Consider the following 21,724-nt stretch of genomic DNA (forward strand, 5'->3'; position numbering starts at 1 on the left):
ATTCAACAGTTCAGGCATATTGCCTGGTTGATGTGGTGATATCACCGATTTATCCGTGTCTTAGAGGGACAATCGATGTCTAAAGAAAAATTTGAACGTACAAAACCGCACGTCAACGTCGGTACTATCGGCCACGTTGACCATGGTAAAACTACCCTGACCGCTGCAATCACTACCGTTCTGGCTAAAACCTACGGTGGTTCTGCTCGCGCATTCGACCAGATCGATAACGCGCCGGAAGAAAAAGCTCGTGGTATCACCATCAACACCTCTCACGTTGAATATGACACCCCGACCCGTCACTACGCGCACGTAGACTGCCCGGGCCACGCCGACTATGTTAAAAACATGATCACCGGTGCTGCGCAGATGGACGGCGCGATCCTGGTTGTTGCTGCGACTGACGGCCCGATGCCGCAGACCCGTGAGCACATCCTGCTGGGTCGTCAGGTAGGCGTTCCGTACATCATCGTGTTCCTGAACAAGTGCGACATGGTTGATGACGAAGAGCTGCTGGAACTGGTTGAGATGGAAGTTCGCGAACTGCTGTCCCAGTACGACTTCCCGGGCGACGACACGCCGATCGTTCGTGGTTCTGCTCTGAAAGCGCTGGAAGGCGAAGCTGAGTGGGAAGAGAAGATCATCGAACTGGCTGGCTTCCTGGATTCCTACATTCCGGAACCAGAGCGTGCGATTGACAAGCCGTTCCTGCTGCCGATCGAAGACGTATTCTCCATCTCCGGTCGTGGTACCGTTGTTACCGGTCGTGTAGAGCGCGGTATCATCAAGGTTGGCGAAGAAGTTGAAATCGTTGGTATCAAAGAGACTGCGAAGTCCACCTGTACTGGCGTTGAAATGTTCCGCAAACTGCTGGACGAAGGCCGTGCCGGTGAGAACGTTGGTGTTCTGCTGCGTGGTATCAAGCGTGAAGAGATCGAACGTGGTCAGGTACTGGCTAAGCCGGGCACCATCAAGCCGCACACCAAGTTCGAATCTGAAGTGTACATTCTGTCCAAAGACGAAGGCGGCCGTCACACTCCGTTCTTCAAAGGCTACCGTCCGCAGTTCTACTTCCGTACAACTGACGTGACTGGCACCATCGAACTGCCGGAAGGCGTAGAGATGGTAATGCCGGGCGACAACATCAAGATGGTTGTTACCCTGATCCACCCGATCGCGATGGACGACGGTCTGCGTTTCGCAATCCGTGAAGGCGGCCGTACCGTTGGCGCGGGCGTTGTTGCTAAAGTTCTCGGCTAATCGCTGATAACATTTGACGCAATGCGCAATAAAAGGGCATCATTTGATGCCCTTTTTGCACGCTTTCACACCAGAACCTGGCTCATCAGTGATTAATTTTGTCATAATCATTGCTGAGACAGGCTCTGAAGAGAGCGTATAATCCGAAAAGCTAATAAGCGTTTCGATTTGGTTTGCCTCGCGATCGCGGGGTGAAAATGTTTGTAGAATACTTCTGACAGGTTGGTTTATGAGTGCGAATACCGAAGCTCAAGGGAGCGGGCGCGGCCTGGAAGCGATGAAATGGGTAGTTGTAGCCGTACTGCTGATCGTAGCGATTGTCGGCAACTACCTTTATCGTGACATTATGCTGCCGCTACGCGCGCTTGCAGTGGTTATTCTGATTGCTGCGGCGGGTGGTGTCGCGCTGTTGACGACTAAAGGCAAAGCGACCGTCGCGTTTGCCCGCGAAGCGCGTACCGAAGTCCGCAAGGTAATTTGGCCGACTCGCCAGGAAACATTGCACACCACGCTGATCGTAGCGGCGGTTACCGCTGTAATGTCACTGATCCTGTGGGGACTGGATGGTATTCTGGTTCGCCTGGTATCCTTTATCACTGGCCTGAGGTTCTGAGATGTCTGAAGCCCCTAAAAAGCGCTGGTACGTCGTTCAGGCGTTTTCCGGTTTTGAAGGCCGCGTAGCGACTTCGCTGCGTGAGCATATCAAATTACACAATATGGAAGAGTTGTTTGGCGAAGTTATGGTTCCAACCGAAGAAGTGGTTGAGATCCGTGGCGGCCAGCGTCGCAAGAGCGAGCGCAAATTCTTCCCGGGTTACGTGCTGGTTCAGATGGTTATGAACGACGCAAGCTGGCATTTAGTTCGCAGCGTACCGCGCGTAATGGGCTTTATCGGCGGCACGTCCGACCGTCCGGCGCCAATCAGCGATAAAGAAGTTGATGCGATTATGAACCGCCTGCAGCAGGTAGGTGATAAGCCGCGTCCGAAAACGCTGTTTGAACCGGGTGAAATGGTTCGTGTTAACGACGGTCCGTTCGCTGACTTTAACGGTGTGGTGGAAGAGGTGGACTACGAGAAGTCCCGCCTGAAAGTATCCGTCTCTATCTTCGGTCGTGCGACCCCGGTAGAGCTGGATTTCGCCCAGGTCGAAAAAGCCTAACCAGCGATCAAAAAAGCGGCGATTTAATCGTTGCACAGGGCGCGAGATTGGAATACAATTTCGCGCCTTTTGTTTTTATGGGCTACGCCCGTAAAACGATTTTTTATCACGGGGAGCCTCGCTGAGGCGTTATTACCCATTCAGAGGAAAGTTACATGGCTAAGAAAGTACAAGCCTATGTCAAGCTGCAGGTTGCAGCTGGTATGGCAAACCCGAGTCCGCCGGTTGGTCCAGCACTGGGTCAGCAGGGCGTTAACATCATGGAATTCTGCAAAGCGTTCAACGCAAAAACTGATTCCATGGAAAAAGGTCTGCCGATTCCGGTTGTTATCACCGTTTACGCTGACCGTTCTTTCACCTTCGTTACCAAGACTCCGCCGGCAGCAGTTCTGCTGAAAAAAGCGGCTGGTATCAAGTCTGGTTCCGGCAAGCCGAACAAAGACAAAGTAGGTAAAATTTCCCGCGCTCAGCTGCAGGAAATCGCGCAGACCAAAGCTGCCGACATGACCGGTGCCGACATTGAAGCGATGACTCGCTCCATCGAAGGTACTGCACGTTCCATGGGCCTGGTAGTGGAGGACTAAGAAATGGCTAAACTGACCAAGCGCATGCGTGTGATCCGTGAGAAAGTTGATGCGACCAAACAGTACGACATCAACGAAGCTATCTCTCTGCTGAAAGAACTGGCTACCGCTAAGTTCGTAGAAAGCGTTGACGTTGCCGTAAACCTCGGCATCGACGCGCGTAAATCTGACCAGAACGTACGTGGCGCGACTGTACTGCCGCACGGTACTGGCCGTTCCGTTCGCGTTGCCGTATTTACCCAGGGCGCAAACGCTGAAGCAGCTAAAGCTGCTGGCGCAGAGCTGGTAGGTATGGAAGATCTGGCTGAACAGATCAAGAAAGGCGAAATGAACTTTGACGTTGTTATTGCTTCCCCGGATGCAATGCGCGTTGTTGGCCAGCTGGGCCAGGTTCTGGGTCCGCGTGGCCTGATGCCAAACCCGAAAGTCGGTACTGTTACCCCGAACGTTGCTGAAGCGGTTAAGAATGCTAAAGCAGGTCAGGTTCGTTACCGTAACGACAAAAACGGCATCATCCACACCACCATTGGTAAAGTGGACTTTGACGCTGACAAACTGAAAGAAAACCTGGAAGCTCTGCTGGTTGCGCTGAAAAAAGCAAAACCGACTCAGGCGAAAGGCGTGTACATCAAGAAAGTTAGCATCTCCACCACCATGGGTGCAGGTGTTGCAGTTGACCAGGCTGGCCTGAGCGCTGCTGCAAACTAATACCTTTACGTGGGCGGTGATTTTGTCTACAATCTTTGCCCACGTTTGCTAACGATGGTTAGCAGGTAACCAAATTGTTCGTTGGAGCCTGGCCTATCCAGGCCTCCGTCGAAGACCGCAGGCGTCTCGCAAGAGGCTTAATCCCCTGCGTAGACGGTGACAGAACGCTAAGATTATTTTTGGATATTCTGGCTTGTTTCTGCTCACCGTATTAAGACGCTCTTTCCGTTGGGGAGAGTGAAGTGAGTTCCAGAGCATGAGCTCTGGCAAACATCCAGGAGCAAAGCTAATGGCTTTAAATCTTCAAGACAAACAAGCGATTGTTGCTGAAGTCAGCGAAGTAGCCAAAGGCGCGCTGTCTGCAGTAGTTGCGGATTCCCGTGGCGTAACTGTAGATAAAATGACTGAACTGCGTAAAGCAGGTCGTGAAGCTGGCGTTTACATGCGTGTTGTTCGTAACACCCTGCTGCGCCGCGTCGTTGAAGGTACTCCGTTCGAGTGCCTGAAAGACACGTTTGTTGGTCCGACCCTGATTGCATACTCTATGGAACACCCGGGCGCTGCTGCTCGTCTGTTCAAAGAGTTCGCGAAAGCGAATGCAAAATTTGAGGTCAAAGCCGCTGCCTTTGAAGGTGAGCTGATCCCGGCGTCTCAGATCGACCGCCTGGCAACTCTGCCGACCTACGAAGAAGCAATTGCACGCCTGATGGCAACCATGAAAGAAGCTTCGGCTGGCAAACTGGTTCGTACTCTGGCTGCTGTACGCGATGCGAAAGAAGCTGCTTAATCGCAGTTTTCTTTATCAAGCATCTGCTTACGTATAAACTTATTCTGATATTCAGGAACAATTTAAATGTCTATCACTAAAGATCAAATCATTGAAGCAGTATCCGCTATGTCCGTAATGGACGTTGTTGAGCTGATCTCTGCAATGGAAGAAAAATTCGGTGTTTCCGCTGCTGCCGCTGTAGCTGTAGCTGCTGGCCCGGCTGCTGAAGCTGCTGAAGAAAAAACTGAATTCGACGTAATTCTGAAAGCTGCTGGTGCGAACAAAGTTGCTGTAATCAAAGCAGTACGTGGCGCAACTGGCCTGGGTCTGAAAGAAGCTAAAGACCTGGTAGAATCTGCTCCGGCCGCTCTGAAAGAAGGCGTGAGCAAAGATGACGCTGAAGCTCTGAAAAAATCCCTGGAAGAAGCTGGCGCAGAAGTTGAAGTTAAATAAGCCAACCCTTCAGGTTGCAGCCTGAGTAATCAGGCTGATGGCTGGTGACTTTTTGGTCACCAGCCTTTTTGCGCTGTAAGGCGCCAGTAGCATTTCACACTGTTTGACTACTGGTTGTCCTGACAATGCTTGTTTCTATCGACGACTTAATATACTGCGACAGAGTGCCTGCTCTGTGTAAATCGCAATGAAATGGTTTAAGCGTGATAGCAACAGGCATTGCGGAAAGTGTTCCATTTTCCGGTCAACAAAATGGTGTTGCACAAACTGTCCGACCAATGGACAGATGGGTCGACTTGTCAGCGAGCTGAGGAACCCTATGGTTTACTCCTATACCGAGAAAAAACGTATTCGTAAGGATTTTGGTAAACGTCCACAAGTTCTGGATGTGCCCTATCTCCTTTCTATCCAGCTTGACTCGTTCCAGAAGTTTATCGAGCAAGATCCTGAAGGGCAGTATGGTCTGGAAGCTGCATTCCGTTCCGTATTCCCGATTCAGAGCTACAGCGGTAACTCCGAGCTGCAGTACGTCAGCTACCGCCTTGGCGAACCGGTGTTTGACGTTCAGGAATGTCAGATCCGTGGCGTGACCTACTCCGCACCGCTGCGCGTAAAACTGCGTCTGGTGATCTACGAGCGCGAAGCGCCGGAAGGCACCGTTAAAGACATTAAAGAACAAGAAGTCTACATGGGCGAAATCCCGCTCATGACCGACAACGGTACTTTCGTTATCAACGGTACCGAGCGTGTTATCGTTTCCCAGCTGCATCGTAGCCCGGGCGTCTTCTTCGACAGCGATAAAGGTAAAACACACTCTTCCGGTAAAGTACTGTACAACGCGCGCATCATTCCTTACCGCGGTTCTTGGCTGGACTTCGAATTCGATCCGAAAGACAACCTGTTTGTCCGTATCGACCGTCGTCGTAAGCTGCCGGCAACCATCATTCTGCGTGCGCTGAACTACACCACTGAGCAGATCCTCGACCTGTTCTTTGAAAAAGTGATCTTTGAAATCCGCGACAACAAGCTGCAGATGGAGCTGGTGCCGGAACGTCTGCGTGGCGAAACCGCGTCGTTCGACATCGAAGCCAACGGCAAAGTGTATGTGGAAAAAGGTCGCCGCATTACCGCGCGCCACATCCGTCAGCTGGAAAAAGATGATATCAAACACATCGAAGTACCGGTTGAATACATTGCTGGAAAAGTAGCCGCGAAAGATTATGTGGACGAGTCCACCGGTGAGCTGATCTGCCCGGCGAACATGGAGCTGAGCCTGGATCTGCTGGCGAAGCTGAGCCAGTCTGGTCACAAGCGTATCGAAACGCTGTTCACCAACGATCTGGACCATGGCCCGTATATCTCTGAAACCGTACGCGTCGATCCAACCAATGACCGTCTGAGCGCGCTGGTAGAAATCTACCGTATGATGCGTCCGGGCGAGCCGCCGACCCGTGAAGCGGCTGAAAGCCTGTTTGAGAACCTGTTCTTCTCCGAAGACCGCTACGATCTCTCCGCAGTGGGCCGCATGAAGTTCAACCGTTCCCTGCTGCGCGATGCGATTGAAGGTTCCGGTATCCTGAGCAAAGAAGACATCATTGATGTCATGAAGAAGCTCATCGATATCCGTAACGGTAAAGGCGAAGTGGATGATATCGACCACCTCGGCAACCGTCGTATCCGTTCCGTGGGCGAAATGGCGGAAAACCAGTTCCGCGTTGGCCTGGTGCGTGTAGAGCGTGCGGTGAAAGAGCGTCTCTCTCTGGGCGATCTGGATACCCTGATGCCGCAGGACATGATCAACGCCAAGCCGATTTCGGCGGCGGTGAAAGAGTTCTTCGGTTCCAGCCAGCTCTCTCAGTTTATGGACCAGAACAACCCGCTGTCTGAGATTACGCACAAACGTCGTATCTCTGCACTCGGCCCGGGCGGTCTGACCCGTGAGCGCGCAGGCTTCGAAGTTCGAGACGTACACCCGACCCACTACGGCCGCGTATGTCCAATCGAAACGCCTGAAGGTCCGAACATCGGTCTGATCAACTCCCTGTCCGTGTACGCACAGACGAACGAGTACGGCTTCCTTGAGACTCCGTACCGTAAAGTGACCGACGGTGTGGTAACCGACGAAATTCATTACCTCTCTGCTATCGAAGAGGGTAACTACGTTATCGCCCAGGCGAACACCAACCTGGACGAAGAAGGTCGCTTCGTTGACGATCTCGTTACCTGCCGTAGTAAAGGTGAGTCCAGCTTGTTCAGCAGCGACCAGGTCGACTACATGGACGTTTCCACCCAGCAGGTGGTTTCCGTCGGTGCGTCCCTGATCCCGTTCCTGGAACACGATGACGCCAACCGTGCATTGATGGGTGCGAACATGCAACGTCAGGCGGTTCCGACTCTGCGCGCCGACAAGCCGCTGGTTGGTACCGGTATGGAACGTGCTGTTGCCGTTGACTCCGGTGTTACCGCGGTTGCTAAGCGTGGCGGTACCGTTCAGTACGTGGACGCATCCCGTATCGTTATCAAAGTTAACGAAGACGAGATGTATCCGGGCGAAGCGGGTATCGACATCTACAACCTGACCAAATACACCCGTTCTAACCAGAACACCTGTATCAACCAGATGCCTTGTGTATCTCTGGGTGAGCCAGTTGAACGCGGCGACGTGCTGGCAGACGGTCCGTCCACCGACCTCGGTGAACTGGCGCTCGGTCAGAACATGCGCGTAGCGTTCATGCCGTGGAACGGTTACAACTTCGAAGACTCCATCCTCGTTTCCGAGCGTGTGGTCCAGGAAGATCGTTTCACCACGATTCACATTCAGGAACTGGCATGTGTCTCCCGTGACACCAAGCTGGGGCCGGAAGAGATCACCGCTGACATCCCGAACGTGGGTGAAGCTGCGCTCTCCAAACTGGATGAATCCGGTATCGTTTACATCGGTGCGGAAGTGACCGGCGGCGATATTCTGGTTGGTAAAGTGACGCCGAAAGGCGAAACCCAGCTGACGCCAGAAGAGAAACTGCTGCGCGCGATCTTCGGTGAGAAAGCGTCTGACGTGAAAGACTCTTCTCTGCGCGTACCGAACGGCGTTTCCGGTACGGTTATCGACGTTCAGGTCTTCACTCGTGATGGCGTTGAGAAAGATAAGCGTGCGCTGGAAATCGAAGAGATGCAGCTCAAACAGGCTAAGAAAGACCTGTCTGAAGAACTGCAGATCCTCGAAGCAGGTCTGTTCAGCCGTATCTATGCGGTGCTGGTTGCCGGTGGCGTTGAAGCTGAGAAGCTCGACAAACTGCCGCGCGATCGCTGGCTGGAACTGGGCCTGACCGACGAAGAGAAACAGAATCAGCTGGAACAGCTGGCTGAGCAGTATGACGAACTGAAACACGAGTTCGAGAAAAAACTCGAAGCGAAACGCCGCAAAATCACCCAGGGCGACGATCTGGCACCGGGCGTGCTGAAGATTGTTAAGGTTTATCTGGCGGTTAAACGTCAGATCCAGCCTGGTGATAAGATGGCAGGTCGTCACGGTAACAAGGGTGTTATCTCTAAGATCAACCCGATCGAAGATATGCCGCACGATGCTAACGGTACGCCGGTAGATATCGTACTGAACCCGCTGGGCGTACCGTCTCGTATGAACATCGGTCAGATTCTTGAAACCCACCTGGGTATGGCTGCGAAAGGTATCGGCGACAAGATTAACGCCATGCTGAAACAGCAGCAGGAAGTCGCGAAACTGCGCGAGTTCATCCAGCGTGCGTACGATCTGGGCGCCGACGTTCGTCAGAAAGTCGACCTGAACACCTTCAGCGATGAAGAAGTGCTGCGTCTGGCAGAGAACCTGCGCAAAGGTATGCCGATCGCAACGCCGGTATTCGACGGTGCGAAAGAAGCTGAAATCAAAGAGCTGCTGCAGCTGGGTGACCTGCCGACTTCCGGTCAGATCACGCTGTTTGACGGCCGTACCGGTGAACAGTTCGAGCGTCCGGTAACCGTAGGTTACATGTACATGCTGAAACTGAACCACCTGGTCGACGACAAGATGCACGCTCGTTCTACCGGCTCTTACAGCCTGGTTACTCAGCAGCCGCTGGGTGGTAAAGCGCAGTTCGGTGGTCAGCGCTTCGGGGAGATGGAAGTGTGGGCGCTGGAAGCTTACGGCGCCGCCTACACCCTGCAGGAGATGCTCACCGTTAAGTCTGATGACGTGAACGGCCGTACTAAGATGTATAAGAACATCGTGGACGGCAACCATCAGATGGAACCGGGCATGCCGGAATCCTTCAACGTACTGTTGAAAGAGATTCGTTCGCTGGGTATCAACATCGAACTGGAAGACGAGTAATTCTCGCTCAAACAGGTCACCGCTGTCGGGGTAAAACCCGACAGCGGAGTGTGCTAACTCCGACGGGAGCAAATCCGTGAAAGACTTATTAAAGTTTCTGAAAGCGCAAACTAAAACCGAAGAGTTTGATGCGATCAAAATTGCTCTGGCTTCGCCAGACATGATCCGTTCATGGTCTTTCGGTGAAGTTAAGAAGCCGGAAACCATTAACTACCGTACGTTCAAACCTGAACGTGACGGCCTTTTCTGCGCGCGTATCTTCGGGCCAGTAAAAGATTACGAGTGCCTGTGCGGTAAGTACAAGCGCCTGAAACACCGTGGTGTGATCTGTGAGAAGTGCGGCGTTGAAGTGACCCAGACCAAAGTGCGTCGTGAGCGCATGGGCCACATCGAGCTGGCCTCTCCGACCGCGCACATCTGGTTCCTGAAATCTCTGCCGTCCCGTATCGGCCTGCTGCTGGATATGCCGCTGCGCGATATCGAACGCGTTCTGTACTTCGAATCCTATGTGGTTATCGAAGGCGGTATGACCAATCTGGAACGTAACCAGATCCTGACCGAAGAGCAGTATCTTGACGCGCTGGAAGAGTTCGGTGACGAATTTGACGCGAAGATGGGTGCAGAAGCGATCCAGGCCCTGCTGAAGAGCATGGATCTGGAGCAAGAGTGCGAGCAGCTGCGTGAAGAGCTGAACGAAACTAACTCTGAAACCAAGCGTAAGAAGCTGACCAAGCGTATCAAACTGCTGGAAGCGTTCGTACAGTCTGGCAACAAGCCAGAGTGGATGATCCTGACCGTTCTGCCGGTTCTGCCGCCAGATCTGCGTCCGCTGGTTCCACTGGATGGTGGTCGTTTCGCAACGTCTGACCTGAACGATCTCTATCGTCGCGTCATCAACCGTAACAACCGTCTGAAGCGTCTGCTGGATCTGGCTGCGCCGGACATCATCGTACGCAACGAAAAACGTATGCTGCAGGAAGCGGTAGATGCCCTGCTGGATAACGGTCGTCGCGGTCGTGCGATCACCGGTTCTAACAAGCGTCCGCTGAAATCTTTGGCCGATATGATCAAAGGTAAGCAGGGTCGTTTCCGTCAGAACCTGCTCGGTAAGCGTGTTGACTACTCCGGTCGTTCTGTAATCACCGTAGGTCCATACCTGCGTCTGCATCAGTGCGGTCTGCCGAAGAAAATGGCGCTGGAGCTGTTTAAACCGTTCATTTACGGCAAGCTGGAACTGCGTGGCCTCGCCACCACCATCAAAGCCGCGAAGAAAATGGTTGAGCGTGAAGAAGCTGTCGTCTGGGATATCCTGGATGAAGTGATCCGCGAACACCCGGTACTGCTGAACCGTGCGCCGACCCTGCACCGTCTGGGTATTCAGGCGTTTGAACCGGTTCTGATCGAAGGTAAAGCGATCCAGCTGCACCCGCTGGTTTGTGCGGCCTATAACGCCGACTTCGATGGTGACCAGATGGCTGTTCACGTACCGCTGACGCTGGAAGCCCAGCTCGAAGCGCGTGCGCTGATGATGTCTACCAACAACATCCTCTCTCCGGCGAACGGCGAACCGATCATCGTTCCGTCTCAGGACGTTGTACTGGGTCTGTACTACATGACCCGCGACTGTGTTAACGCCAAAGGCGAAGGCATGGTGCTGACTGGCCCGAAAGAAGCTGAGCGTATTTATCGCGCTGGCCTGGCCTCTCTGCATGCGCGCGTTAAAGTGCGTATCACCGAATATGAAAAAGATGCTAACGGCGAATTTGTCGCGAAAACCAGCCTGAAAGACACGACTGTTGGCCGTGCGATTCTCTGGATGATCGTGCCGAAAGGTCTGCCTTTCTCCATCGTCAACCAGGCGCTGGGCAAGAAGGCTATCTCCAAAATGCTGAACACCTGTTACCGCATTCTGGGCCTGAAGCCGACCGTAATTTTCGCTGACCAGACGATGTACACCGGCTTTGCTTATGCAGCGCGTTCAGGTGCATCTGTTGGTATCGACGATATGGTAATTCCGGAGAAGAAACACGAGATCATCTCCGAAGCGGAAGCTGAAGTTGCCGAAATCCAGGAGCAGTTCCAGTCTGGTCTGGTGACCGCGGGCGAACGCTACAACAAAGTTATCGATATCTGGGCTGCGGCGAACGATCGTGTATCCAAAGCGATGATGGATAACCTGCAAACCGAAACCGTGATTAACCGTGACGGTCAGGAAGAGCAGCAGGTTTCCTTCAACAGCATCTACATGATGGCCGACTCCGGTGCGCGTGGTTCTGCTGCACAGATTCGTCAGCTGGCGGGTATGCGTGGTCTGATGGCGAAGCCGGATGGCTCCATCATCGAAACGCCGATCACCGCGAACTTCCGTGAAGGTCTGAACGTACTCCAGTACTTCATCTCCACGCACGGTGCGCGTAAAGGTCTGGCGGATACCGCACTGAAAACGGCGAACTCCGGTTACCTGACTCGTCGTCTGGTTGACGTGGCGCAGGATCTGGTCGTGACCGAGGATGACTGCGGCACGCTGGAAGGTATCGTCATGACTCCGGTTATCGAGGGTGGCGATGTTAAAGAGCCACTGCGCGATCGCGTACTGGGTCGTGTAACTGCTGAAGACGTTCTGAAGCCGGGCACTGCGGATATTCTGGTTCCGCGTAACACTCTGCTGAACGAACAGTGGTGTGACCTGCTGGAAGCGAACTCCGTTGACTCTGTCAAAGTCCGTTCCGTCGTATCCTGTGACACCGACTTTGGTGTATGTGCGCACTGCTACGGTCGTGACCTGGCGCGTGGCCACATCATCAACAAAGGTGAAGCCATCGGCGTTATCGCGGCACAGTCCATCGGTGAGCCGGGTACTCAGCTGACGATGCGTACGTTCCACATCGGTGGTGCGGCATCTCGTGCGGCTGCTGAATCCAGCATCCAGGTGAAAAACAAAGGTAGCATCAAGCTCAGCAACGCGAAGTCGGTTGTGAACTCCAGCGGTAAACTGGTGATTACCTCCCGTAACACTGAACTGAAGCTGATCGACGAATTTGGTCGTACCAAAGAGAGCTATAAAGTGCCTTACGGCGCGGTGATGGCGAAAGGCGACGGCGAGCAGGTTGCAGGCGGTGAAACCGTAGCAAACTGGGATCCGCACACCATGCCGGTTATCACCGAAGTGGCGGGTTTCATCCGCTTCACCGACATGATCGACGGCCAGACGATTACTCGTCAGACCGACGAACTGACCGGTCTCTCTTCTCTGGTGGTTCTGGATTCTGCGGAACGTACTACCGGTGGTAAAGACCTGCGTCCGGCGCTGAAAATTGTTGACGCTCAGGGCAACGACGTTCTGATCCCAGGCACCGATATGCCTGCTCAGTACTTCCTGCCGGGTAAAGCGATTGTTCAGCTGGAAGATGGCGTACAGATCAGCTCTGGTGACACCCTGGCGCGTATTCCGCAGGAATCCGGCGGTACCAAGGACATCACCGGTGGTCTGCCGCGCGTTGCGGACCTGTTCGAAGCACGTCGTCCGAAAGAGCCGGCAATCCTGGCGGAAATCAGCGGTATTATCTCCTTCGGTAAAGAGACCAAAGGTAAACGCCGTCTGGTGATCACCCCGGTTGACGGTAGCGAGCCGTACGAAGAGATGATTCCGAAATGGCGTCAGCTCAACGTGTTCGAAGGTGAACGCGTAGAACGTGGTGACGTGGTTTCCGACGGTCCGGAAGCGCCGCACGACATTCTGCGTCTGCGTGGCGTTCACGCGGTAACTCGTTACATCGTGAACGAAGTGCAGGACGTTTACCGTCTGCAGGGCGTTAAGATCAACGATAAGCACATCGAAGTTATCGTTCGTCAGATGCTGCGTAAAGCCACCATCGTGAACGCGGGCAGCTCCGAGTTCCTCGAAGGTGAGCAGGTGGAATACTCTCGCGTTAAGATCGCTAACCGCGATCTGGAAGCGAACGGCAAGGTGGGTGCGACTTACGCACGCGATCTGCTGGGTATCACCAAAGCGTCTCTGGCAACCGAGTCCTTCATCTCCGCGGCATCGTTCCAGGAGACCACGCGTGTGCTTACCGAAGCAGCCGTTGCGGGCAAACGCGACGAACTGCGCGGTCTGAAAGAGAACGTCATCGTGGGTCGTCTGATCCCGGCGGGTACCGGTTATGCGTACCACCAGGATCGTATGCGCCGTCGCGCGGCGGGCGAAATGCCGGCTGCACCGCAGGTTAGCGCAGAAGAAGCTTCTGCCAGCCTGGCAGAACTGCTGAACGCAGGTCTGGGCGGTTCCGACAACGAGTAATCGTTGATGCCCGGTGGTGAAAATTACCGGGCATATAAATCGTAGGTCGGCTAAGCGTAGCGCCACCCGACAATAAAAAACCCGCCTCGGCGGGTTTTTTTACATCTGTATATCTTCAATTTACTAACGGGATCCGTCGATAAAGCTCAATCATATCCCCCGCCAGATCCTGAATGACCATCGCGTTCATAAGATGGTCCTGAGAGTGGACGGTGATGAGATTCACCGGCAGCTTGCCGGTACCCTCATCAAGCCCGATCAGCTGCGTCTGGATAGTATGCGCATGCTTAACATATTCTCGCGACTCCTCCATCGCCTTTTCGGCTTCGGCAAAGTCGCCTTTACGTGCCATCTGCAGAGCGGTGAGGGCAGCGCTTCGCGCGGCGCCTGCGTTAACCAGCAGTTCCATAATGGTCGTTTCTAAATCTTCCATGGCTCACTCCAGCAGTTTAAGCGCTTTTTCCAGGACGGCATCGCCTTTCATCATGCCGTAATCCATCATATCGATTACGGCCACCTTTTTACCCAGCGGCTCCGCCTGCGCCTGCAGTTTGGCCTGCTCGTATTTCACCTGTGGCCCCAGGAGAACGATATCGGCTGTGGCGATGTTTTCCTTAAACTCCGCAACCGGCACGGCTTTAATCGTGACTTCAACCCCTTTCTTCTGAGCGGCATCTTTCATACGTTGAACCAGCATGCTGGTTGACATTCCCGCTGCACAGCATAAAACGATGTTCTTCATAATCAGCCTCGATGTACATGTGTCTAAGGATAATTAGCCCGTGCGGAGCGCGACAACAATCGCTTTGCGATGATTGTGTGCCAGGCATCACAAAGAAAGGTCTATTTTTATGAAACCGGTTACAATTTTGCCTGCAACGGCAGAAAGCCTGTTGTAACAGGCTTTTTTATCCGCGAACGATCAGCGGGAAGTGACAGAAAGGATACGATCTTTACCCTGTCGTTTAGCCGTGTACAACGCTTCGTCAACGCTGCTGAGGAGATTTTCCAGCGGTTCAAACTGCCACTCGCCATAGCCTGCGCTAAAGGTTACCTGCAGCCCTTTTTCACGCCAGCTTCGCGCCGCCACGCGCTGGCGCCACGCTTCCAGCAGGGGGCAGGCCTCATGCATTTGCGATGCGGTAAAGATGACCGCAAACTCTTCTCCGCCATAGCGGTAGAGAGCGACATTGTGCGGATGAAAAATTTTAAGCCCTTCATGGGCGATATGGCGCAGCACGACATCACCGGTGAGATGCCCCCAGGTATCGTTGATAAACTTAAAGTTATCGACATCGACCAGCGCCAGGATAAATGGTTGATGATCGTTCATCAGCGCCGCGATATCGCTGTCAAAGGCGCGACGGTTCTTACAGCCGGTCAGAGCATCATGGGTCGCCTGCCGGGCATAAGCCTGTTCGCGCGCTTTGCTGGATTCGATCGCCTTGCTGAGCATCGCCTCCAGACGCGGTACGCGATTTACTTCTCCGGTTTTAATGGCCTGGATGATATTCATTAGCACCGTGCGCGAGGCGTGGCGCAGATAGAGCCCGAACAGCACAATGACGAAGGCGGCCAGCGCAAAACCCCAGATCACCATCGTGGTGGCATGGCGGGTGAGGTTATTCAGCGTAGCGTCGGAGACCCGGTAGATGACAAACCAGTCGGGATTGGTGAATGAGTAATAGTAATACCATTCCCGGCTCTCTGGATCGTAAATATGCCCTTCGCCGCTGGTCATTTTTTCCATCAGGGTGTCGCTGACGTAGCGTTTAAAGAGCGCTCCCGTATTGGGATGCAGCACCACCCGGCCGTCACGCTCCACAATGAAAAACTCTCCCTGCGTTGGCGCCGCCATATGACGCAGGGTATAACCCATGGCGGCGAGATCGAGATGAAACGCGAGGCTTCCTTTCAGCCTGCCGCCCGCCGTAATAACCGGTTTGTAGACGGTCACCGTCGGTTGGTGAGTAAAGTTATCCATGTAGACGCGGGTATAACGATTGAAAGTGCTGGCTTCAGCCTGTACCACATACCAGGGCGAGCGACGGACATCAAACCGCTTATTCGCATCGGTTGCGGATACTTCTGGTGCGCGTAAGTAATGCCCTCGGGTATCCGCCAGCGAGATGGATGAAACGGCGGGCATCAGGGTTTGCAGCTGCATCAGGAGCTGCAAACCGCGCCCGGGATCGCGGTTGATCGTCTCCTCCAGCCGATCGTCGACGGAAAAGAAGTTGGCTGCGCGGGCCAGGATATAGTCGTTCTCACGCAGAATCGACTCGGTGTAATTTACCGCCAGGTTATGGGTGAATTTATGGTTAATCTCGTGATAATTCTCAAGAACATCATTTCTCTGAGTAAGAGTGATAAATACAGCAATAAGCAGAAAGCTGAAAAAGATGCCTGCAAAACTCACCAGAATCGGCGTGGTAAAAGAGAGTTTTCTGCTGTGAAATGCCATGAATTGCCTATCAGTCCTGAAGAAAAACAGATGAAAAGAGAAGGCTAACCCCGGTTGTCCGCTAACGAGGCGTATCTATTATAAGCACCGTCAATTTGTTCAAAATGATTTATCTTAAGAACATTCTAAATAATCCCGATTTTTCGGAGGGCAGGGCGAAACGAGGAAGAAGCTTTTTCGCCCTGGTCAGCATCCGTTGCTGACGACGAGAGAATAAAAACGCGGGCCGTACCGGACAACGACCCGTTGCAGGCTTTGCGTCGCGGCTCGACAGTTTTTTATCCTTTTACCGCCGCATTCATCACGTTTGCGAGCTGCGTCCCAGCCAGCCGTCCCAGTCTTTCCAGACCGGCTGTAACCCCTGAGCTGCCAGCGCCTTCGCGACAGCGTCGGGCGTTCGCCCATCGTGCGGAGCAAATTGTTCCAGTTCAGGGCGGTTATCGGCATAGCCGCCGGGCTGCGTTTTCGAGAAGGCGCTGACGTTATTGATGGCCAGCGGTACGACGCTGTCGCGAAAAGCCGGGGATTCACGCGTGGAGAGAGAAAGCTCCACTTCCGGGGCGAAGAGGCGAAACGCGCAGATCGTCTGTACCAGCTGGCGCTCATCCATCAGCGATGCCGGTTCGATACCGCCCGCGCAGGGACGCAGACGCGGAAAGGAGACGGAATAGCGGCTCTGCCAGTAATGCTGCTGCAGCCACAGCAGATGCTCCGCCACCATATAATTATCCACGCGCCAGCTGTCGGAAAGGCCCGTCAGCGCGCCAAGCCCAATCTTATCAATGCCCGCCTTGCCCAGCCGATCGGGGGTTTCCAGCCGGAAAATGAAATCCTGCTTTTTCCCCTTCAGATGGTGGCGGGCGTAGGTCGCCTGATGATAGGTCTCCTGGTAGACCATCACTCCATCCAGCCCCAGGTTTTTTAGCTCCGCATATTCCGCCGTGGAAAGCGGCTGCACCTCCATATGCAGCGAGGCGAAACGGCGGCGAATGGCCGGGATATGCTGGCGAAAATAATCCATTCCCACCTTTGCCTGGTGCTCGCCGGTCACCAGCAGCAGATGCTCAAATCCCATTTCGCGGATCGCCGTACATTCCCGGGCGATATCGTCAGCATCAAGCGTTTTGCGCCTGATGCGATTGCTCATGGAGAAGCCGCAGTAGGTGCAGTCATTAGCGCACAGGTTAGAAAGATAGAGTGGCACGTAAAAGCTCACCGTATTGCCGAACCGCTGGCGGGTCAGACGGCGGGCCTTTTGCGCCATGGGTTCCAGCCAGTCGCTGGCGGCCGGGGAGAGTAGCGCCATCATATCGTCGCGCGTCAGGCGGCGGGCGTTAAGGGCGCGCTCCACGTCGGCGGAGGTGGCTGTGTTGATTTTAAGCCGGATGTCGTCCCAGTCGAGCTCTCTCCAGCGGTCGGTAAAGGTCAGCATCAAAACGCCTCCAGAAAGCCGGTCAGCGGGCTGGTGGCCCGGGCCTCAAAACCGTGTGCGCCTGGCCCCGCCTCACGCGCCAGCACGCCCGCCTCGACGGCCAGCCGGAAGGCCCGGGCCATGGCTACCGGGTCGTTCGCCACCGCAATGGCGGTATTCACCAGCACCGCGTCGGCGCCCATCTCCAGCGCCTGCGTCGCCTGGCTCGGCACGCCAATCCCGGCGTCAATAACCACCGGCACTGTTGCTTGCTCAATAATAATTTCCAGCATCGCGCGGGTCTCCAGCCCCCGGTTGGAGCCAATCGGCGCGCCGAGCGGCATCACCGCCGCGCAGCCCGCCTCCTCGAGCCGTTTGCAGAGCACCGGATCGGCGCCGCAATAGGGGAGGACGGTAAAGCCCTCTTTTACCAGCCGCTCAGCCGCTTTTAGCGTCTCGATGGGATCGGGCAACAGCCAGCGGGCATCGGGATGGATCTCCAGCTTCAGCCAGTGTGTGCCGAGTGCTTCCCGCGCCAGCCGCGCGGCAAAGAGCGCCTCTTCGGCGGTTTTCGCGCCGGAGGTGTTAGGCAGTAGCGTCACCCCGGCTTCCAGCAGCGGCGCAAGGATCGCGTCGCTGTGGTTACGCAGATCCACGCGCTTTAGCGCCAGCGTCACCAGCTCGCTGCCGCTTTCCCGAATGGCATCGACCATCAGCTGCGATGAGGCGAATTTTCCCGTGCCGGTAAACAGATGCGAGGTAAAAGTTTTATCCGCAATACGTAACATATCAGCCCCCTGCAATAACCTGAAAAAGCAGGAGATTATCGCCTTCGCGTACCTGCTGAATCTCCCACCGCTCGCGCGGCAGGATCTGTTGATTAAGCGCCAGCGCTGTTCCCGGCCTGAGCTGGCGAAGCTGGTCGAGCAGTACCGCGACGGTAAACCCGTCCACACACTGCATCGGTTCGTCGTTAAACCAGATTTGCATGATGACCTCCGCATACCGGACAACCCTCTGCCCGCTGCAGCGCCAGCTGGCGCCAGCTTCCTGCGCGGGCATCGAACAGGCGAAGCTGGTTGCGCGGCGTGGCCATACCGCTGAGCAGCGTAATCGCCTCCAGCGCCTGTAGCGTACCCATCAGGCCCACCACAGGGCCAAGCACGCCTGCGGTGCGGCAGTTGCGCTGCGGCTCTGCGTCATCTGGCCACAGGCAGCGATAGCAGCCCTGGCGCCAGGGCGGCGTCAGCACCATTACCTGCCCGCCCAGCCCCACCGCGCTGGCCGTAATCAGCGGCGTGTTGGTCGCCACGCAGGCAACGTTGATCGCCTGTCGGGTGGCTATGTTGTCGGTGCAGTCCAGCACGACGTCCGCCTCCGCCACCTGCTGGCGCAAGGTCTCCCCTGCCAGTTTTTCCTGCATTGCCAGCAGGCGGATGGCCGGGTTGAACGCCGCCAGCCTTGTCCGGGCGGCCTGGGCTTTCGGTGTGGCGATATCCTCCATGGTGTAGAGGATCTGCCGTTGCAGGTTGCTAAGATGTACCTCGTCATCATCTGCCAGTACCAGCGTGCCGACGCCCGCGCCCGCCAGATAGAGCGCCGCAGGGGCGCCTAAACCACCCAGTCCGACAATCAGCACCCGGCTGGCCAGCAGCCTTTGCTGACCGTCAATGGCGATATCCTCCAGCAGGATCTGCCGGCTGTAGCGCATGAAATCGCTGTCATTCATCGCCCACCCCCGCCAGTTCCAGCAGCCGCGCCGTGGCCGCCCGCCAGTCGTGAGCCTGGGTAATGGCGCTGACCACCGCGATGCTGCCCACGCCCGTTGCCAGTACGTCATGCGCGCGTTGCAGGCTGATGCCGCCGATGGCGACGGTAGGGTAATCCTCAAGACGCTGAACATGACGCGCCAGTTGCGCCAGCCCCTGCGGGGAGGAGGGCATCTGTTTGGTTTGCGTCGCAAAGACGTGGCCGAGAGCGATATAGGAAGGGCGGGCCGCCAGCGCTACGTCGATCTCCATATCGTCATGGGTCGAGACGCCCAGGCGTAAACCCGCCTCGCGAATCGCCTTAAGGTCGGTAGTTTGTAGATCCTCCTGACCGAGATGGACGCCGTACGCCTGATGCTTTATCGCCAGCCGCCAGTAATCATTAATAAACAGCCGGGCGTTATAGCGCTGTCCCAGCGCGATGGCGGCCACTACATCGGCTTCCACCTCATCGTCGCGCTTATCTTTGATGCGCAGCTGGAGGGTGCGCACGCCAGCATCCAGCAGGCGCTCGATCCACACCACGCTCTCCACTACCGGGTAAAGCCCCAGGCGAAAGGGAACCGGCGGATAATCGGGCTGATACATTACGCTTCCTCCCTGCGCAGGTAGATTTCGCCGCCTCTGGCGCGGAAGTTTTCTGACTGCTCCGCCATGCCCGCTTCAATGGCCTGGGCCGCCGCGTAGTCCCGCACCTCCTGGCTGATTTTCATGGAGCAGAACTTCGGCCCGCACATGGAGCAGAAGTGCGCCACTTTGCCCGACTCCTGCGGCAGGGTTTCGTCGTGCCAGGCGCGGGCGGTGAACGGGTCTAGCGCCAGGTTGAATTGATCTTCCCAGCGGAACTCAAAGCGCGCCTTAGACATGGCGTTATCGCGGATCTGCGCGCCGGGATGACCTTTCGCCAGATCGGCTGCGTGGGCGGCGATTTTGTAGGCGATTAGCCCCTGCTTAACATCCTCTTTGTTTGGCAGGCCGAGGTGCTCTTTCGGCGTGACGTAGCAGAGCATGGCGCAGCCAAACCAGCCGATCATCGCCGCGCCGATGCCGGAGGTGAAGTGGTCGTAGCCCGGTGCAATATCGGTAGTAAGCGGCCCCAGCGTATAAAACGGCGCTTCGTGGCAGTGCTCCAGCTCCTCGGTCATATTGCGGCGGATCATTTGCATTGGCACATGGCCAGGGCCTTCGATCATCACCTGGACGTCATACTCCCAGGCGATTTTGGTCAGTTCGCCGAGCGTATGCAGTTCGGCAAACTGCGCTTCGTCGTTGGCATCCTGAATAGAGCCGGGACGCAGGCCGTCGCCCAGCGACAGCGAGACGTCATAGGCGGCGCAGATTTCACAAATCTCGTGAAAATGTTCATAGAGGAAATTCTCCTGGTGCCGGGAGAGGCACCACTTCGCCATGATCGAACCACCGCGCGAGACAATACCGGTCAGCCGTCTGGAGGTCATCGGCACGTAGCGCAGCAGCACGCCCGCATGAATGGTGAAGTAGTCCACTCCTTGCTCCGCCTGCTCCAGCAGGGTGTCGCGGAACGCTTCCCAGGTGAGGTTCTCGGCGATACCGTTAACCTTCTCCAGCGCCTGGTAGATGGGAACCGTGCCGATGGGAACCGGGCTGTTGCGCAGGATCCATTCGCGGGTTTCGTGAATATAGCGTCCGGTGGAGAGATCCATCACCGTGTCGGCTCCCCAGCGGGTGGCCCACACCAGCTTTTCTACCTCCTCTTCGATGGAGGAGGTCACCGCCGAGTTGCCGATATTGGCATTCACTTTGACCAGGAAGTTGCGGCCAATGATCATCGGCTCCGATTCCGGATGGTTAATGTTAGCCGGAATAATGGCGCGGCCTGCGGCCACTTCGTCACGGACAAACTCCGGCGTGATGTTTTCCGGCAGGCGTGCGCCGAAACCCTCTCCCGGATGCTGGCGGCGCAGCACGTCGGCGCGTATGCGCTCGCGGCCCATATTTTCGCGGATCGCGATAAACTCCATCTCCGGCGTCACAATCCCGCGGCGGGCATAGTGCAGCTGGGTAACGCGCTGGCCTGGTCGGGCACGCTTTGGTGTCTGCAGGCCGGTAAAGCGCAGCTCGTCCAGTCCGTCATCGGCAAGCCGCTCGCGGGTATAGGCGGAGCTGCGGTCAGGAAGGGCTTCGCTGTCGCCGCGTGCCTCAATCCACGGCTGACGCAGCTTAGCCAGCCCCTGCTGGACGTTAATCGCGACGTCGGGATCGCCGTAAGGACCGGAGGTGTCATACACCGGAATCGGTTCATTCTCTTCGAACTGCGGCTGCGCCTTCGTCCCACCCGTCAGCGTCGGGCTGAGCTGGATTTCGCGCACAGGAACGCGAATGTCCGGGCGCGAGCCGGTAATGTAAATGCGTGTTGAGTTAGGGAAAGCGGTGCCTTCCAGCGTATCGATAAAGTGTTGTGCCTGTGCGCGCTGTTCGCGGCGGGTCAGTTTTGTTGCAGACATAGCTCATTCCAAAAG

General features: G+C 55.6%; 18 protein-coding genes. 9 read left to right on the top strand and 9 right to left on the bottom strand.

Going from position 1 to position 21,724, the window contains the following annotated elements; translation table 11 throughout:
- Positions 1–75 precede the first annotated feature (75 nt).
- From tuf to rpoC, 9 genes are all read left to right on the top strand, one after another.
- Positions 76–1,260, top strand: a complete 1,185-nt coding sequence (gene tuf / locus BN3796_RS02175; protein WP_061706797.1) for an elongation factor Tu — start codon at positions 76–78, stop codon at positions 1,258–1,260.
- A gap of 229 nt (positions 1,261–1,489) precedes the next feature.
- The gene (secE, locus tag BN3796_RS02180; protein WP_013094999.1) at positions 1,490–1,873 is read left to right on the top strand and encodes a preprotein translocase subunit SecE; all 384 of its coding nucleotides are present in this window, start codon (positions 1,490–1,492) and stop codon (positions 1,871–1,873) included.
- 1 nt (position 1,874) lies between these two features.
- Positions 1,875–2,420, top strand: a complete 546-nt coding sequence (nusG, locus tag BN3796_RS02185) for a transcription termination/antitermination protein NusG (protein WP_003862341.1) — start codon at positions 1,875–1,877, stop codon at positions 2,418–2,420.
- A gap of 155 nt (positions 2,421–2,575) precedes the next feature.
- Complete coding sequence (gene rplK, locus BN3796_RS02190; protein ID WP_006688357.1) at positions 2,576–3,004, top strand: 50S ribosomal protein L11; 429 nt, start codon at positions 2,576–2,578, stop codon at positions 3,002–3,004.
- Positions 3,005–3,007: 3 nt separating this feature from the next.
- Positions 3,008–3,712 carry a 50S ribosomal protein L1 gene (gene rplA, locus BN3796_RS02195; RefSeq protein ID WP_061706798.1) on the top strand — a complete coding sequence of 235 codons (705 nt, stop codon included), beginning with the start codon at positions 3,008–3,010 and terminating at the stop codon, positions 3,710–3,712.
- 289 nt (positions 3,713–4,001) lie between these two features.
- Complete coding sequence (gene rplJ / locus BN3796_RS02200) at positions 4,002–4,499, top strand: 50S ribosomal protein L10 (RefSeq protein ID WP_004097644.1); 498 nt, start codon at positions 4,002–4,004, stop codon at positions 4,497–4,499.
- Between the two features lie 66 nt (positions 4,500–4,565).
- Entirely contained in the window at positions 4,566–4,934 is a 369-nt protein-coding gene (gene rplL / locus BN3796_RS02205; protein ID WP_007727297.1) for a 50S ribosomal protein L7/L12, read from the top strand.
- 319 nt (positions 4,935–5,253) lie between these two features.
- Positions 5,254–9,282 carry a DNA-directed RNA polymerase subunit beta gene (gene rpoB / locus BN3796_RS02210; RefSeq protein WP_061706799.1) on the top strand — a complete coding sequence of 1,343 codons (4,029 nt, stop codon included), beginning with the start codon at positions 5,254–5,256 and terminating at the stop codon, positions 9,280–9,282.
- A gap of 76 nt (positions 9,283–9,358) precedes the next feature.
- Positions 9,359–13,582, top strand: coding sequence for a DNA-directed RNA polymerase subunit beta' (gene rpoC / locus BN3796_RS02215; RefSeq protein WP_061706800.1), 4,224 nt, complete (start codon positions 9,359–9,361; stop codon positions 13,580–13,582).
- Between the two features lie 115 nt (positions 13,583–13,697).
- Here the strand turns inward: rpoC and BN3796_RS02220 are convergent, their stop codons facing one another.
- The 9 genes from BN3796_RS02220 to thiC all read right to left on the bottom strand — a co-directional run bounded on the left by BN3796_RS02220 (position 13,698) and on the right by thiC (position 21,709).
- A complete protein-coding gene (locus tag BN3796_RS02220; protein WP_061706801.1) occupies positions 13,698–14,015 on the bottom strand; it encodes a PTS lactose/cellobiose transporter subunit IIA in 318 nt (105 codons plus the stop codon).
- A 3-nt stretch (positions 14,016–14,018) separates the two neighbouring features.
- Positions 14,019–14,324, bottom strand: a complete 306-nt coding sequence (locus tag BN3796_RS02225; RefSeq protein ID WP_061706802.1) for a PTS sugar transporter subunit IIB — start codon at positions 14,322–14,324, stop codon at positions 14,019–14,021.
- A 180-nt stretch (positions 14,325–14,504) separates the two neighbouring features.
- A complete protein-coding gene (locus tag BN3796_RS02230) occupies positions 14,505–16,046 on the bottom strand; it encodes a sensor domain-containing diguanylate cyclase (RefSeq protein ID WP_061706803.1) in 1,542 nt (513 codons plus the stop codon).
- 301 nt (positions 16,047–16,347) lie between these two features.
- Complete coding sequence (gene thiH, locus BN3796_RS02235) at positions 16,348–17,478, bottom strand: 2-iminoacetate synthase ThiH (protein WP_061706804.1); 1,131 nt, start codon at positions 17,476–17,478, stop codon at positions 16,348–16,350.
- On the bottom strand, positions 17,478–18,245 hold the full coding sequence (gene thiG / locus BN3796_RS02240; protein ID WP_061706805.1) for a thiazole synthase: 768 nt from the start codon (positions 18,243–18,245) through the stop codon (positions 17,478–17,480). The genes thiH and thiG overlap by 1 nt, the downstream gene beginning before the upstream one ends.
- Position 18,246: 1 nt before the next feature.
- Positions 18,247–18,447: a sulfur carrier protein ThiS gene (thiS, locus tag BN3796_RS02245; RefSeq protein WP_061706806.1), complete on the bottom strand. Its 201-nt coding sequence runs from the start codon at positions 18,445–18,447 to the stop codon at positions 18,247–18,249.
- On the bottom strand, positions 18,431–19,186 hold the full coding sequence (locus tag BN3796_RS02250; protein ID WP_061706807.1) for a HesA/MoeB/ThiF family protein: 756 nt from the start codon (positions 19,184–19,186) through the stop codon (positions 18,431–18,433). The genes thiS and BN3796_RS02250 overlap by 17 nt, the downstream gene beginning before the upstream one ends.
- Positions 19,179–19,814, bottom strand: coding sequence for a thiamine phosphate synthase (thiE, locus tag BN3796_RS02255; RefSeq protein WP_061706808.1), 636 nt, complete (start codon positions 19,812–19,814; stop codon positions 19,179–19,181). Before thiE ends, BN3796_RS02250 begins: the two co-directional genes overlap by 8 nt.
- Positions 19,814–21,709 (bottom strand): phosphomethylpyrimidine synthase ThiC, encoded by a 1,896-nt coding sequence (gene thiC, locus BN3796_RS02260; RefSeq protein ID WP_061706809.1) that lies wholly within the window; start codon positions 21,707–21,709, stop codon positions 19,814–19,816. Before thiC ends, thiE begins: the two co-directional genes overlap by 1 nt.
- Between the last annotated feature and the right edge of the window lie 15 nt (positions 21,710–21,724).

Source organism: Pseudenterobacter timonensis (assembly GCF_900021175.1).
GTDB lineage: Bacteria > Pseudomonadota > Gammaproteobacteria > Enterobacterales > Enterobacteriaceae > Enterobacter > Enterobacter timonensis.